This is a genomic window from Pseudomonas fluorescens, from assembly GCF_902497775.2.
Classification (GTDB): Bacteria; Pseudomonadota; Gammaproteobacteria; order Pseudomonadales; family Pseudomonadaceae; genus Aquipseudomonas; species Aquipseudomonas putida_F.
The window spans coordinates 1369583-1383856 of record NZ_OZ024668.1 but is presented as its reverse complement, the minus strand read 5'-3'; the positions used below and the strand labels follow the sequence as shown (position 1 = coordinate 1383856).

Sequence of the window (14274 nt, the reverse complement as noted above, 5' to 3'; positions counted from 1 at the left end):
TCAAGCCCGGGTGATCAAACCCTGGCGGGCGACGCGGGTCAGGTGAGCGATGACTTCGGCAGCGTCGTCGGCACTGGGCGACTGGATCACGGCGAGATCGAAGCGGTCGTTGGCAAACTGGCCAAGGGAATCGCGGCTATCGGCGAACTGGATAAGGAAGGCAGTGTTGCGGCTGTTGCGCCGCGGCCAGCCGTCGAGATACCGCAGAAGGGTTGGCTGGTGGCTACCGCCCAGAAGAATACGCGGTGTGCGCGTGCCTTGGCTGGCGGGCAACGGGGTCAGGCAAACACTGGAACGTGGACAACTCATGGTTAGATCTCCGCCTCGCAAAACCCGCTGGGCTGCGGTGGGAGGCGTCACCGAACCAGCGTTTTAGCGGTATTTGGTGAAACCCCCGAAGAGGTAACCCTGCGCCCCGCAAGTAGCTGTTTAAATCGGCGCAAGTCAGCATCCTAGAGGCGCTGCAGGTGGGATGTCAACGGCCTTGGGACTAAAAAACCCCGGAAATCCGACATCAAAACGCAGGAGCGAAGCGAATTGTGCTCTTGATGAAGCGAATTGTGCTCTTGATCTTGACCTGTAAGGGCGCAAAGGTGAGTCAGCATCCCCGCCCCATCCGGATCTCCCTGAACTTTAATGAGCAACATCAAACAACATCACTATTTGCGCCCACTACCTTTCCCCCCGTTGGGCTCCAGCGACGCCCGCTCACGATCAAACGCCAGGAAGTATTTGTTGACGCTGTTGACATAGCTCACCGGCCCCATGCCCACCTGCTCCATGGCAATGCGTTCGGTCTGGAAGAACCACTGATTGCCATTGAGCCCACGCCGCCGCGCTTCGGCCCGCATCGCCTGAACCCGCTCCGGCCCCAGGTTATAGGCCGCCAGGGTAAAGGCCATACGCTCCCGCTCGTTGAGCTGGTTGCTGGAAAAGAACTTGCGCCGGATCAGCGCCATATAACGGGCGCTGGCCTGAACATTGCCATCGACATTGGAAATATTGCTCACCCCCACCCGCTGGGCAGCGCTGGGGGTGATCTGCATCAGCCCGTGGGCGCCACCTGCGCCGCGCGCGGTCGGGTCAAGGGACGACTCCTTGAAGGCCACCGCCGCCAGGTTCAGCCAGTCGATGTTCTGTGCACTGGCATGGCGCTGCAGCACCGGCCGCAGGGCCTCCAGGCGCTTGCGATCGGTACGCGCCAGCGGATTGTGAACCCGGTACAGGCGTCGGTAGATCCGCTCGAACGCTGCATCCTGGTTGGCCGGCGCCTTGTAACCCTGCAGAAAACGGTCGACGCTGGCGTGCAGCATCACCGCGTCACGGCGTACGTACCAGCGCATGGCCTCGGGGCTGGCGACATGCAATTTGCGCTCGACCCGCAGCTTGGGCATGACCTTGGCCCAGCGTTCGGCAATCGGCTGTTCGACCACGGTCAGGTGAAAGATCCCGGCCTGCACCATCTCCAGCACATCTTCCACCGCCAGGGTCGGGTCGACCCACTCGACCTTGATCGGCGCCAGCTTGCGCAAAGCCAGCTTCTGGTTGATCTCGTGCAGGGTGTCGCCGGCCGCGCTGGAACTGGTCAGCGCCAGGGTGCGCCCGGACAACTGCTCGACACGCTGAAAGCTGCGCTCGCCCTTGCGCCCGACCAGCACCAGCGGCACCTTGTCGACCACCGGGTCGCTGGCGCTGAGACCACGGGTAGAGGTCGGATCGACCAACTCGCCAGGCGCCACCAGGTCGGCTTCGCCGCGCTGCAGGGCGGCCAGAAGCTGCTCCTTGGCACGAGGGATGATCTTCAGGCGGATTTCTTCGCCATCGCGGGCGCGGGCGTTGAGGTAATGCTCGAAGGCGCGCAGGCGGTGATACTCGACACCGACCGGTTCGCCCTTGACTTCGCCAGAGCTGTTGCGGCTCTGGTTGACCAGCACCTTCAACACCCGACTGCTGCGGATCTGCGCAAGGTCGCGGGCCTGGGTCTTGGGCACCGCCTGTTGCGGCCCGGCCAGACGCGCGCTGGCCGGCCCTGGGGTCAGCAGCAAGAAGCTCAGCACGATCAACAAAAACAGCGCTCGGGTCATCCGTTTACAGGTCCGCGCGTGTGGGGTTGGCGCCATAGTTTGCAGTCGTTCCATGACAATTGACCGCAAAAGACCACGACAACTCGTTGAAGTTCTTGGCTTTATCGATTTTCGTCGAGCTTTGTTATGCTGGCCGGCTTCCGGCCTGAGGTAGCACCATGCAACTCATCGACATCGGCGTCAATCTGACCAACCCAAGTTTTGCCGACAAACACCAGGCAGTTCTCGAACGCGCCCTGGCCGCCGGGGTGGTACAGATGATGGTCACCGGCACCAGCCTTGAGGGCAGCGAACAGGCCCTGGAGCTCTGCCAGCAACTCGATGAAAGCGCCCAGCACCTGTTCAGCACCGCCGGTGTACACCCGCATGATGCCAGCAGCTGGAGCACCGACAGCAGCCGCCAGTTGCGCGCCATGCTTGAGCAACCGCGGGTGCAGGCCGTGGGTGAGTGCGGGCTGGACTTCAACCGCGATTTCTCGCCGCGCCCGCAGCAGGAAAAGGCCCTGGAAGAACAGCTGGCCCTGGCGGTGGAACTGCAGATGCCGGTGTTCCTTCACGAGCGCGATGCCAGCGAACGCCTGCTGGCGATCCTCAAGGATTTTCGCGACCGCCTGCCCGCGGCCGTGGTGCACTGCTTTACCGGCGAGCGCACGGCGTTGTTCGGCTACCTCGACCTGGACCTGCACATCGGCATCACCGGCTGGATCTGCGACGAGCGCCGCGGCACCCACCTGCACCCGCTGGTCAACAGCATCCCCCGGGGCCGCCTGATGCTCGAAAGCGACGCGCCCTACCTGCTGCCGCGCAGCCTGCGGCCCAAGCCGAAGAGCGGGCGCAACGAGCCGGCTTTCCTCACCGAAGTGCTGCGTGAAGTGGCCCTGCACCGGGGTGAAAGCGCCGAGCAGTTGGCGGCCCACAGCACCGCCACTGCCCGCGCCTTCTTTAACCTGCCCGCGATTATTTGACGCATATCAAAACGTCTTGATGATCGAGCCGGCACAATGATGGCACCTTGCCAACAATGTTTCCGCTCAATCAGAGAAGACCTACCATGGGTGCCTGGCTTAGCAATATCTCCCTGAAATACAAGTTCTGGGCCGTGAACGCGGTCGCTTTCGTCACCACGCTGTTCCTGGTGCTGTATGCCGTGCACCTGGAGCAGCAGGCGCGAGCCCAGAGTGCCCAAAGCAAAGCCCAGGCCCAGGCCCAACTGCTGGCGGCCTGGCCCGCCGGGCAAGCCCTGCCGCAAGATGCCCTGTGGCTGACTTACAGCCCCGGCCAGGCGCCGCAATTCGAGGGGCAAAGCCTCGATGCGCTGGCCACGGCCCAAGGCTGGATCGAACTCGAAGGCTTGCCGGTGCTGGGTGAAAACCCGCTGACCGGTGCCCAGGTCATCAATCGCGGTGACCAGCAAATCGCCGTGCTCGCCCCCTCCCCCAGCCTGATCCAGGTGTTCACCGATCGTTTCACCAACTACGCGGTGTGCGTCTTGATTCTGATGCTGGCGATGCTCTGCGCCTCGCAGTTGCTGATCCGCTTTCTGCTCAGCCAGCTCAACACCCTCAAGGACGTGATGCTGCACGTGGAAAAAACCGGCGATCTGTCGGCCCGCGTGCCGCTGGCCTGTGGTGATGAAGTGGGGCAGATGGCCAGCGCCTTCAATGCCATGCAGACCACTTACCACCGGGTGGTCAACACCGTAGCGCGCACCGCCGCGCAACTGGATTCCGGTGCCGCGCGCCTGGCCTCGAGCATGAACGATGTGCGCCACGGCATGCTCGGCCAGCAGAGCGAAACCGACCAGGCCGCCACCGCCATCAACGAAATGACCGCCACGGTCTATCACATCGCCCAACACGCCGGCGCCACCCGCGACCTCTCACAAAGCGCCGACACCCTGGCCGGCAGCGGCCAGGAAGTGGTCAGCCGGGTGCAGACCTCGATTGCCGGGCTGTCCAGCGGCGTGCAGCAGACCGCCGAAATGATTCGCCAACTGGCCGACGACAGCCAGAAGATCAACGGCGTGGTCGGGGTGATCCACAGCATTGCCGAACAGACCAACCTGCTGGCCCTCAACGCCGCCATCGAGGCCGCCCGTGCCGGTGACCTGGGCCGTGGCTTTGCCGTAGTCGCCGACGAGGTGCGCAACCTGGCCAAACGCGTGCAGGCCTCCACCGACGAGATCACCACCATGGTCTCGGCGCTACAGGCCGGGACCCGCGACGCCGTGGACTTCATGCAGGAAAGCTCGTTCAAGGCCGACGACTGCGTGCAGCAGGCTCAGGAGGCCGGCGCCGCCCTGGCGCAAATCACCAGCGCGGTGGCGCAGATGCGCGAAAGCAACACGCAGATCGCCGTGGCGGCCGAGCAGCAGAGCCAGGTGGCCGAAGAAATGAACCGCGCGGTGGTGAGCATCCGCGACGTGACCGAAGAGACCGTGCAGCAGACCGTCGATTCGGCCACCACCAGCAGCGAACTGGCGACCCTGGCCGGCGAGCTGAACAAGGCCATCGGCCAGCTCAAGCTATAGGCGTCATAGCCGCCATCGATTGGCCCCTTCACCGGGGCCGCACTATTCTTCAGGCAAGCCCCTGAGGAAAATCTCCATGAGCAAACGTCTGCCCAACCTGCCCGCCTGGCAATGGCGTGGCTACCACCACAACCACCGCAACCCGACCAACCTGGTGTTGCACCTGATCGCTGTGCCGTTGTTCATCCTCGGCGTGCTGCTGGTGCTTTCCGGGCTGTTCTCGCTGGACCTGGGGCAACTGGCGGTGGGCATCATCGCCCTGGTCGCCGGGCTCGGCCTGCAGCGCCAGGGGCACCGCCTGGAAGCCGAACAACCGGAACCGTTCGCCAACCGCAAGGACGCCATTGGTCGCTTGCTGGTCGAGCAGTTCATCACCTTCCCGCGCTTTGTGCTCAGCGGTGCCTGGTGGCGTGCCTGGCGCCAGCGCCATCGCCGTTAAGCGAATACCGTCACGGTTTGACGACTGATCGCCAGCAACTCGCCAGAGGCTGTCCACAATGCCGCCGAGGCATGCCCGTAACCGTCGCGAGCGTGGTCGATATGGGCACAGTACTGGCACCAGTCCAGGGTGCTCAGGCTCGGCACCGGCTGCACGAACTCAATGGTCCAGGTCAGGGTGCTGCCCGGCGCCGGCTTGCTCAGGTGGGGCATGAGGATCGGTGGCCAGGCATCGACCAGCGCCAGCAGGTGCGCTTCGCTGACTGGCTCATCCTTGACGTCGCCACGCAGGCGCACCCAACCGCCCATGCTGCGCGATGGCGTGTTGCTGAACGGCAAGCCGCCCACCGTCCAGCGCATGGCCAGGTGGCGCATGAACTCCGGGGTTACCCCCTTGATGTACGGCAGTTCGGGCGCAGCCTCCTGCAGGCTTTTCATTTCGACTGCAGGCAAGGCTGGAACATCGACAACCGAATCGCGCCCGGCGCCGAAGCTGCCCTGCACCAGGGTCACCACTTGACCGTTCTGGGTCGCCCGACCCAGCAGGGAACTGACCGCCTTGCCCTCGCGCAACAGCTCGACCTCGAAGCTGATCGGCACGTCGGGCTCGGCCGGGCCGACAAAGGTGATTGCCAGGGAGCGCACCGGACGCCCCGGTGAAGTCTTGGCCAGCATGGCCTCGTACACCAGGGCGGCCATCAGCCCGCCAAAACAGGCACGGCCCTGGGCCCAGCTGGAGTCAATGGTAACCGCCTGGGGATGCTGGCGGACCGCCGTGAGCAATTGTGAGAAGTTCATGCCAACCTCAGCGATCTGTAAAAAACTGATCTTAACCAGCCAGCAAGCGGTCTACAGCACGCATTTCGGCCATTTCAGCGGGTTATCGCTGCGCAAGCTGCGCCTGCAAGCGATCAAGCGTGGCATCGGCGCATTGTTCGGCCTTGGCCAGCTGTGTTTGCCAATGGCTGACACAGGGGGCCAGGTCTGATTGTTGCTCGGCTTGCAGTAGCCATTGCAGCAGGTCGTGCCAGGTACCCAGGTCGCCCTGGGCGCGCTTGAGGGCTTTTTGCAGGCGTGGATTGGAATGTTGCAACTGCGGATAAGCATCGGCCGCATAACGCACCCGCTTGATCAGCAGACGCAAGCGATGGCGGTCGTGAGCAGGATCGTCGAGAGCCTGGCGCAGTTGCTTCCACTGTTTTTGCAGACGCTTGTCGATGCGCTGATGCAGACGGCGGACCAGCCCTTCACGCTGCGCCGCGCGCAGAAACACCGGGAAGGCATCGATGATCGCCAGCAGGCGCGCCAGCTCGGGGCTGCCAGCGACACTGGCGAAGGTCTGGGCCCTGTGCGCCAGACGCCACTGGGCGGCCGCCCGTTGCTGACGCGCAAGCAACTGCGCGGCCAGCACTTCACGGTCGCGCATTGGCGTGGTCAGGGCACCCAGCGCCTGGGCAGCCGCTTCCAGCTGCTCGACTCCGGGCAGGTCACGTAGCGGGCGCAGCAGGCTGCGCAAGCGCCGCACGCCGATACGCAGGTCGTGCAGCGCCTCCCCATCGGTATCGGCAGCCAGGCGCGCCTGACACGCCAACAAGCGCACCTGCAGGCTCAATACCTGAGCAATGACGTGGTCGAGCATGGCCGACGACATGGTCTACTCCTGTAATCAGCGCCCGGCGCGGGATTCACGAATGTAGAAGCGGGCCTTCTCGGCTTTCTTGCTGCAGCCCTCGAACGCTTCGAACTGCTGCTGGGTCTTGGCTCCGGTCAACAGCGACAGCGCCTTGGAGTAACTGACGGTACCGGCGAAGCCTTCGGCCTTGGCCAGGTCGAGCTCCTTCCAGGCCGAGTCCAGCTGATTGGCACAGCTGTCGCGGTAGGCCGTTTTGCCAGCGCAACCGGTCAGAACCAGAGCAATCAGGGGCAGGCAAATCCAGGCTTTCATCGGCAATACCTCAAAAGAAAAAGTTCAGGGTGGCGACTTCGACGGCAAACAGTGAGAAAAGTGCCCTTGTTCAGCGTAGCGCAGCGCCAACGACGATTGAAGCACAGACACAATTGGGCGCATTGTTAGACCATGGAAGCAGAACACCGGGGAAGCATCATGAAAAAACGCGTCGCACTGGTTCTGGGCTCAGGCGGGGCCCGGGGCTACGCACACATCGGTGTGATCGAGGAAATCGAGCGCCGGGGCTATGACATCGCCTGTATTGCCGGGTGTTCCATGGGCGCGGTGATTGGCGGTATCTATGCCGCCGGCAAGCTCGATGAGTACCGCAACTGGATCGAGAGCCTGGACTACCTCGACGTCCTGCGCCTGGTGGACGTGAGTTTTCGCCTGGGGGCAATTCGCGGAGAAAAAGTCTTCGGCCAGATCCGCAAGATTGTCGGCGAGATCAACATCGAAGACCTGCGCATTCCCTACACAGCAGTGGCTACCGACCTCACCAACCAGCAGGAAATCTGGTTTCAGGAGGGTTGCCTGCACCAGGCCATGCGCGCCTCGGCAGCAATTCCCAGCCTGTTCACGCCGGTGGTGCAAGGCAACCGCATGCTGGTCGACGGCGGCATCCTCAACCCCTTGCCGATCATCCCGGTAGTATCGAGCCACTGCGACCTGATCATTGCCGTCAACCTCAACTCGACCAACCAGAAGCAGTACCAGTTGCCGGTGATCGAACGCCCGGCGGCATTCAAGCTGCGTTTTGACAACCTGATCAACTCCCTGGGCTCGCACTTGCCGTTCCGCCGCAAACCAGCCGAGCAATTGATGCGCATCGAGCAAGGGCTGCAACCTGAGGCGGCGCAGATTCCCAACCCCTGGCTGAGCGATGCCGCCGCCCCCGAAGCCCAGCAGCCGGCCGCGGCGCCAGAAAGCGACGGCGCGCCGAAATCGGCGACCGGCTCGTTCATCATCGACAACGTCGGGCCGGCGTCGCTGCTGGATCTGATCAACCAGAGTTTCGAGGTAATGCAGACGTCGCTGGCGCAGTACAAGATTGCCGGTTATCCGCCGGATGTACTGATCAACGTGCCCAAGCGGGTGTGCCGGTTCTTCGAGTTCTACAAGGCGCCGGAACTGATCGCCCTGGGGCGCGAGATTGCGCGCGATACGATGGATAACTATGAGGCAGAGCGGCGTTGATGGCTAAAAGCATCGCGGGGCAAGCCCGCTCCTACTCTTGCTGTGGGAGCGGGCTTGCCCCGCGATAGGGCCCTTGGCTCTACTCCGGTCCGATCAGCCTGTACCCCACCCCGGGCTCAGTCACGATAAACCGCGGCGCCGTCGGATCATCACCGAGCTTCTGCCGCACATGCGCCACGACAATACGCAGGTAATGGCTGTCATCGACATGGGTCGGCCCCCAGATATCCTTGAGCAATTGCTGCTGGGTAATCACCCGCCCCGGATGGCTGGCAAGCTGTGCCAACAGCGCATACTCCTTGCGGGTCAGCGCCACTTCGATACCGTCCAGGGTCACCTTGCGAAACGCCAGGTCAACGGTCAAGGGCCCAAAGCTCAGCGCCGAGACGGTGGCTGAAGGCTGCGGCGCCTGACGCAGCAAGGCGCGCACCCGGGCCAGAAACTCCTGAATGCCGAAAGGCTTGGTCACGTAGTCGTTGGCGCCGTTGTCCAGCGCCTCGACCTTCTGGATTTCGCTGGCCCGCACCGACAGCACCAGCACCGGCACCGCACTCCACTCGCGCAGCTCACGCAGCACCTGCTGGCCGTCCATGTCCGGCAGGCCCAGATCAAGCACCACCAGGTCGGGGCGTGCCAGTGCCGCCTGGGTCAAGCCTTCGGCGCCGCTGCCGGCCTCGACCACCTTGTAGCCCTGAGAGCTCAGGCTGATACGCAGGAACTTGCGGATTTGCGGTTCGTCATCGATGACCAGCAGGGTCGCGCTCTGGCTCATGGGGCTTCGCTTTCAGGCTCGGGTTGGGTCGGCAGCGGCAAGCATAGAGTGATGCAGGTGCCCTTGCCATCGATACCGTCGGCCACGCGGATGTGCCCGCCGTGGGCGCCGATCATGCCCTGGCAGATCGCCAGGCCCAGCCCCGTGCCCTGCCCGCCCCGATCACCACGAGCGGCGGTGTAGAACATGTCGAAAATACGCTCGCGGTCGGCCTCGGGAATCCCCGGCCCTTCATCGCTGACGGCAAAACACAGCAACTCGCCTTCAACCCTGACCTGCAGGTCCAGCCGGCCCGCCGGCGGAGAAAATCGCGCAGCGTTTTCCAGCACATTGATCAGCGCTTGCTCGATCAAGGCGGCATGCACGAATAATAACGGCAAGTCGGCGGGTACCTCGGTGCGCAGCTGCAACGGCGCCAGCACCACCCGCAAGCGATTCAGGGAACTGCCGACGATGTCGGTGGGCGCCACCCAGTCGCGCGCCAGCTTCAAGCCGCCATGGCCCAGGCGGGTCATGTCGAGCAGATTCTGGATATAGCGGTCCAGGCGCTCGGCTTCGTTACGGGTGCCTTCGAGCAACTCCTGGCGATCGGCCTTGGGGATCGCCTCGCCCAGGGCCAGCAGGCTGTCGATGCTACCGCGCATGGCGGTCAGCGGCGTGCGCAGGTCGTGGGACACCGAGGCCAGCAAGGCGCTGCGCAGTTGCTCGGTTTCGCCATGCAAACGCGCCGATTCGAGCTGCTCGGCCAACCGCGCCCGGGCCAGGGCCTGGGCCAGCGGCTGGCTCAGGGCCTTGAGCAGGCGCCGATGCTGGGCCGTGAGTTGCTCGCCCTTGTGCGGGCGCACCCCGAGCAACGCCAGGCGTGCATCGTCCACCGACAGCGGCCACCACCACCAGCGCCCGTTGGGCAAGGTGTCGCTGCCCAGGCCCGCCGCCTGGTCGTGCTGCCAGGCCCAGTCGGCGGCGGCGCGTTCGTTGTCGCTGAACTGCAGGCTGCCGCCGCTGGCCACCTGCAGGCGGCCTTCGGCGTCGCGCTCCAGCAGGCACACCTGCAAGTCCTGCCAGCCATCCAGGTGCTGGCCAGCGGCGGTGAACACGGCCTGGCGGTCGGTAGCGGCGGTGAGCTTGCGCGACAGGTCGAGCAGTTGGCTGGTCTGCTCCTGGGTTTCGCGCAGGGCTTGCAACTGTCGGCGCTGACGTGCAGCGAGGTTGCCGGTGAGCGCCGCCATCAACAGGAAGAACAGCGAGGTCAGGACGTCTTCTTCACGCTGGATGCTGAAGGAGAAATTCGGCGGAATGAACAGAAAGTCATAGGCCAGGAACGACATCACCGCGCAGGCCAATGCCGGGCCCAGGCTGCTGCGCACCGCCACCAGCAGCACCGCAGCAAGGAACACCAGGGAGATGTTCGGCAAGGCCAGCACGCTGGCCACCGCCCAGGCAAGGCCAGTGGCCAGGACCGTGGCGGCGAAGGCCAACAGGTAGTGACGCCAGACCCAGACCTTTTTCACCGCCGCGCTCGGCGGCTCGGGCTGGGTGTCGCGGTCAAGCACGTTGATTTCCAGGCCATGGGCATCTCGCAGCAAACGCGTCGCCACCCCGGCGCCGAACAGCCGCCGGCGCAGGCGATCGCGTGACTGGCCAACCAACACCAGGCTGGCGCGGCGCTCCAGGGCATGCTGGACCAGGGTCCTGGCCACCTCACCGGCGCGCAGCAGCACCACTTCGCCGCCCAGCCGCTCAGCCAGTTGCTGGGCCGCCTGCAAGCGCTGGCGTGCGGCTTCGTCACGCAGCCGGCCGTTGTCCACGTGCACCAAGGTCCAGGGCAGGTGGCGGCGCTGCGCCACGCGGCTGGCGTGCCGCACCAGGCGCTCGGCCTGGGCATCGCCATCGACGCCGACCAGCAAACGCCCGCGCAAGGTCGGGGCGTCCTGGCCAAGCTGGCGGTAGCCGTGGGCCAGGTCGGCATCGACCTGGGCCGCAGCCGTCTGCATGGCCAGCTCGCGCAAGGCGGTAAGGTTGGTCTGGGTGAAGAACGCATCGATCGCCGCCCGTGCCTGCTCCGGCACGTACACCTTGCCCTCGCGCAAGCGCTCGAGCAGTTCGCGCGGCGGCAGGTCGATCAGCACCAGCTCGAAGGCTTCCTGCAGGACCCAGTCCGGTAGGGTTTCGCGCACCTGCACACCAGTGATGCCGCGCACCTGGTCATTGAGGCTTTCCAGGTGCTGGACGTTGACCGTGGTGTAGACGTCGATGCCGGCGGCCAGCAGCTCCTGGACATCCTGCCAGCGCTTGGCGTGGCGGCTGCCGGGAGCGTTGCTGTGGGCCAGTTCGTCGACCAGCACCAGTTGCGGGCGGGCCTTGAGCAGACCGTCGAGGTCCATTTCTTCCAGCAGCATGCCGCGGTATTCGCTGCGCAGCAGTGGCTGCTGGGGCAAGCCGCCGAGCAGCGCCTCGGTTTCGGCGCGGCCATGGGTCTCGACCACCGCCGCCAGCAGCGCCACGCCTTGGCGCAGCTGGGCGTGAGCGGCCTGGAGCATGGCGTAGGTCTTGCCCACCCCAGGTGCCGCGCCCAGAAATACCTTGAGCCGACCGCGCCCTTCGCGCGGCAGCCCGGCCAACAACGCATCAGCGCGTTCGGAATTGCTCATGCTCACTGCCTGTCCTTATTTCGACGCCGGCGACAGCCGCTCAAGGGCGCTGTTCAGGGCCAGTACATTGACCACCGGCGGGCCGATCAAGGGGTGCAGGGTGGACTGCTCGACCAGGAGTTGCAAGGCTTCGGGCGCAACCTGGCGCGCCGCCGCCACCCGCGGCAGCTGATAGGCCACCGCCGCCGGCGACAGGTGCGGGTCCAGGCCGCTGCCGGAGGTGGTCAGCAAGGCCAGCGGCACCGGCCCCTGTGCTTCGATGTACAACTGCGCGGCGCTGCTCTTGACCCGCTCGGCCAGCGCCGGATTGCTCGGCGCCAGGTTGCTGGCGCTGCTCGATACCGTGGCGTAGTCGCCCGCCGACGGCCGCGAGTGGAACCAGGCGTCGCCCTCGAAACGTTGCGCGATCAGTTGCGAGCCGCGTACCTGGCCCTGCTCGTCGCGCAGCAGGCTGCCATTGGCCTGCCCAGGGAAGGCGACTTGGGCGATGCCGGTGACCACCAGCGGGTACACCGCGCCCGTGATCAGGGTCATCAACAAGATCAGGCTCAGGGCCGGACGAATATGGCTTGTCATGGTCATCTCCTTGGTTCAGACCAGCTTCAGGGCGGTGAGCAACAGGTCGATCAGCTTGATCCCGGCGAACGGCACGATCAGCCCGCCGAGGCCGTAGATCAACAGGTTGCGGCGCAGCAGATGGGCAGCGCTGGCGGCCTGCACCCGCACCCCGCGCAGGGCCAGCGGGATCAGCACGACGATGATCAGGGCGTTGAAGACAATCGCCGAGAGGATCGCGCTCTGCGGGCTGCTCAGGTGCATCAGGTTGAGCACGCCCAGTTGCGGGTAGATCGCCGCGAACAGCGCCGGGAGGATGGCGAAGTATTTGGCCACGTCGTTGGCAATCGAGAAGGTAGTCAGCGCGCCACGGGTCACCAGCAGCTCCTTGCCGACCTGGACCACATCCAGCAGCTTGGTCGGGTCGCTGTCCAGGTCGACCATGTTGGCCGCCTCGCGCGCGGCCTGGGTGCCGTCGTTCATGGCCATGCCGACATCCGCCTGGGCCAGCGCCGGAGCGTCGTTGGCGCCATCGCCGCACATCGCCACCAGGCGGCCGTCGTTCTGCTCCTGGCGAATACGCGCCAGCTTCTTCTCCGGGGTGGCTTCGGCGAGCACGTCATCGACCCCGGCTTCGGCGGCAATCGCGGCAGCGGTCAGCGGGTTGTCGCCGGTGACCATCACCGTGCGAATGCCCAGCTTGCGCAGTTCGGCAAAGCGCTCGCGGATGCCCGGTTTGACCACGTCCTTGAGGTGAATCACCCCCAGCAGGCGCTTGTCGACACACACCAGCAACGGCGTGCCGCCGCTCTGGGCGATCTTGTCCACTTCGCGGGCCAGTGGCGCCGGCATTTCCAGGCGCTGCATGGCGACGAATGCCAGCACCGAATCCACCGCGCCCTTGCGGTAGCGACGCTGCTGATAGTCGATGCCGGACAGCCGGGTTTCGGCGCTGAAGGCTACCGGTGTGAACTGGTCGGCCGCCGGTTCGTTGAAGTCATGCAACTGGCGCAGGTATTCAACGATCGACTTGCCTTCGGCGGTATCGTCGGCCAGCGATGCCAGCAAGGCGCCCTCGCCCAGCTCCCGCGCAGTGACGCCCGGTGCCGCATGCAGGGCGCTGCAGCGGCGGTTGCCGAAGGTGATGGTGCCGGTCTTGTCGAGCATCAGCACATGCACGTCGCCTGCCGCTTCTACCGCACGGCCGGAGCGGGCGATCACATTGAGGCGCACCAGGCGGTCCATGCCGGCGATGCCGATGGCCGACAGCAGGCCGCCGATGGTGGTCGGAATCAGCGTGACCAGCAGCGCCACGAGGAACACCAACGGGATGCTGCCACCGGCAAAATGGGCGAATGGCTGCAGGGTCACCACGACCACCAGGAAGATCAGGGTCAGGCCGATCAGCAGGATGTCCAGGGCGATTTCGTTGGGTGTCTTCTGCCGTTTGGCGCCTTCGACCAGGGCAATCATGCGGTCCAGGGTCGACTCACCGGGGTTGCTGGTGATGCTGATCAGCAACCAGTCGGAAACCAGCCGGGTGTTGCCGGTCACCGCCGAGCGATCACCGCCGGACTCACGGATCACCGGCGCGGACTCACCGGTAATCGCCGCCTCGTTGACCGCCGCGATGCCTTCGAGCACCTCGCCGTCACCGGGGATCATTTCCCCAGCCGAGACCTTGACCACATCGCCCTTGCGCAGGCTGGTGGCAGGGACCACCTCAAAGCTGCCCGAGGCCGTACGGCGACGGGCACTGAGGCCCTGGCTGCCGGCCTTGAGGCTGTCGGCGCGGGCTTTGCCACGGCCTTCGGCGAGGGCTTCGGCGAAGTTGGCAAACAGCACGGTGAACCACAGCCACAGGGCGATCTGCACGGCGACGCCAGTCGGCACGCGGCTGTCGGGCAGCAGGCACAGCAAGGTAGTGAAGATCGCGGTCAGTTCCACCACCAGCATCACCGGCGAGCGCTTGAGCTGACGCGGGTCGAGCTTGACGAAGGCCTGCACCAGCGCCGGGCGCCACAGGGCGGCAAAGGTGGTGCGCGCAGCTTCTGGGGCCTGCGCCTTTACTTCAGGAATCGGCATGTTCATCAGTGGTT

The 14274-nt window shown here is 65.0% G+C and carries 13 protein-coding genes; 4 read left to right on the top strand and 9 right to left on the bottom strand.

Annotated features, from left to right (window positions below; translation table 11 throughout):
- Both F8N82_RS06485 and F8N82_RS06480 read right to left on the bottom strand, forming a co-directional pair.
- Positions 1-309 (bottom strand): hypothetical protein, encoded by a 309-nt coding sequence (locus F8N82_RS06485; RefSeq protein WP_038994444.1) that lies wholly within the window; start codon positions 307-309, stop codon positions 1-3.
- A 350-nt stretch (positions 310-659) separates the two neighbouring features.
- Positions 660-2084 (bottom strand): transglycosylase SLT domain-containing protein, encoded by a 1425-nt coding sequence (locus tag F8N82_RS06480; protein WP_038994443.1) that lies wholly within the window; start codon positions 2082-2084, stop codon positions 660-662.
- 158 nt (positions 2085-2242) lie between these two features.
- Between F8N82_RS06480 and F8N82_RS06475 the strand changes: the two genes are divergently transcribed.
- The 3 genes from F8N82_RS06475 to F8N82_RS06465 all read left to right on the top strand — a co-directional run bounded on the left by F8N82_RS06475 (position 2243) and on the right by F8N82_RS06465 (position 5053).
- Complete coding sequence (locus tag F8N82_RS06475) at positions 2243-3049, top strand: TatD family hydrolase (RefSeq protein WP_038994442.1); 807 nt, start codon at positions 2243-2245, stop codon at positions 3047-3049.
- Between the two features lie 86 nt (positions 3050-3135).
- Positions 3136-4614, top strand: coding sequence for a methyl-accepting chemotaxis protein (locus F8N82_RS06470; RefSeq protein ID WP_038994440.1), 1479 nt, complete (start codon positions 3136-3138; stop codon positions 4612-4614).
- A gap of 76 nt (positions 4615-4690) precedes the next feature.
- The gene (locus F8N82_RS06465; protein ID WP_038994438.1) at positions 4691-5053 is read left to right on the top strand and encodes an Mpo1-like protein; all 363 of its coding nucleotides are present in this window, start codon (positions 4691-4693) and stop codon (positions 5051-5053) included.
- On the opposite strand, the gene F8N82_RS06460 is transcribed toward F8N82_RS06465, so the two are convergent.
- From F8N82_RS06460 to F8N82_RS06450, 3 genes are all read right to left on the bottom strand, one after another.
- Positions 5050-5850 carry an acyl-CoA thioesterase gene (locus tag F8N82_RS06460; RefSeq protein WP_038994437.1) on the bottom strand — a complete coding sequence of 267 codons (801 nt, stop codon included), beginning with the start codon at positions 5848-5850 and terminating at the stop codon, positions 5050-5052. The two genes, F8N82_RS06465 and F8N82_RS06460, sit on opposite strands and share 4 nt — an antisense overlap.
- 82 nt (positions 5851-5932) lie before the next feature.
- The gene (locus F8N82_RS06455) at positions 5933-6703 is read right to left on the bottom strand and encodes a CHAD domain-containing protein (RefSeq protein WP_080764706.1); all 771 of its coding nucleotides are present in this window, start codon (positions 6701-6703) and stop codon (positions 5933-5935) included.
- Between the two features lie 15 nt (positions 6704-6718).
- A complete protein-coding gene (locus F8N82_RS06450; RefSeq protein WP_028941416.1) occupies positions 6719-6997 on the bottom strand; it encodes a hypothetical protein in 279 nt (92 codons plus the stop codon).
- Positions 6998-7156: 159 nt separating this feature from the next.
- On the opposite strand from F8N82_RS06450, the gene F8N82_RS06445 reads away from it, so the two are divergent.
- Positions 7157-8197, top strand: coding sequence for a patatin-like phospholipase family protein (locus F8N82_RS06445; protein WP_038994436.1), 1041 nt, complete (start codon positions 7157-7159; stop codon positions 8195-8197).
- A gap of 79 nt (positions 8198-8276) precedes the next feature.
- Here the strand turns inward: F8N82_RS06445 and F8N82_RS06440 are convergent, their stop codons facing one another.
- The 4 genes from F8N82_RS06440 to kdpB are packed head-to-tail and all read right to left on the bottom strand — an operon-like array spanning position 8277 to position 14266.
- A complete protein-coding gene (locus tag F8N82_RS06440) occupies positions 8277-8969 on the bottom strand; it encodes a response regulator (RefSeq protein ID WP_038994434.1) in 693 nt (230 codons plus the stop codon).
- On the bottom strand, positions 8966-11620 hold the full coding sequence (locus F8N82_RS06435) for a sensor histidine kinase (protein WP_038994432.1): 2655 nt from the start codon (positions 11618-11620) through the stop codon (positions 8966-8968). The genes F8N82_RS06440 and F8N82_RS06435 overlap by 4 nt, the downstream gene beginning before the upstream one ends.
- 15 nt (positions 11621-11635) lie before the next feature.
- Positions 11636-12196 carry a potassium-transporting ATPase subunit KdpC gene (gene kdpC / locus F8N82_RS06430; protein ID WP_038994430.1) on the bottom strand — a complete coding sequence of 187 codons (561 nt, stop codon included), beginning with the start codon at positions 12194-12196 and terminating at the stop codon, positions 11636-11638.
- Positions 12197-12211: 15 nt separating this feature from the next.
- The gene (gene kdpB, locus F8N82_RS06425; RefSeq protein WP_038994427.1) at positions 12212-14266 is read right to left on the bottom strand and encodes a potassium-transporting ATPase subunit KdpB; all 2055 of its coding nucleotides are present in this window, start codon (positions 14264-14266) and stop codon (positions 12212-12214) included.
- Between the last annotated feature and the right edge of the window lie 8 nt (positions 14267-14274).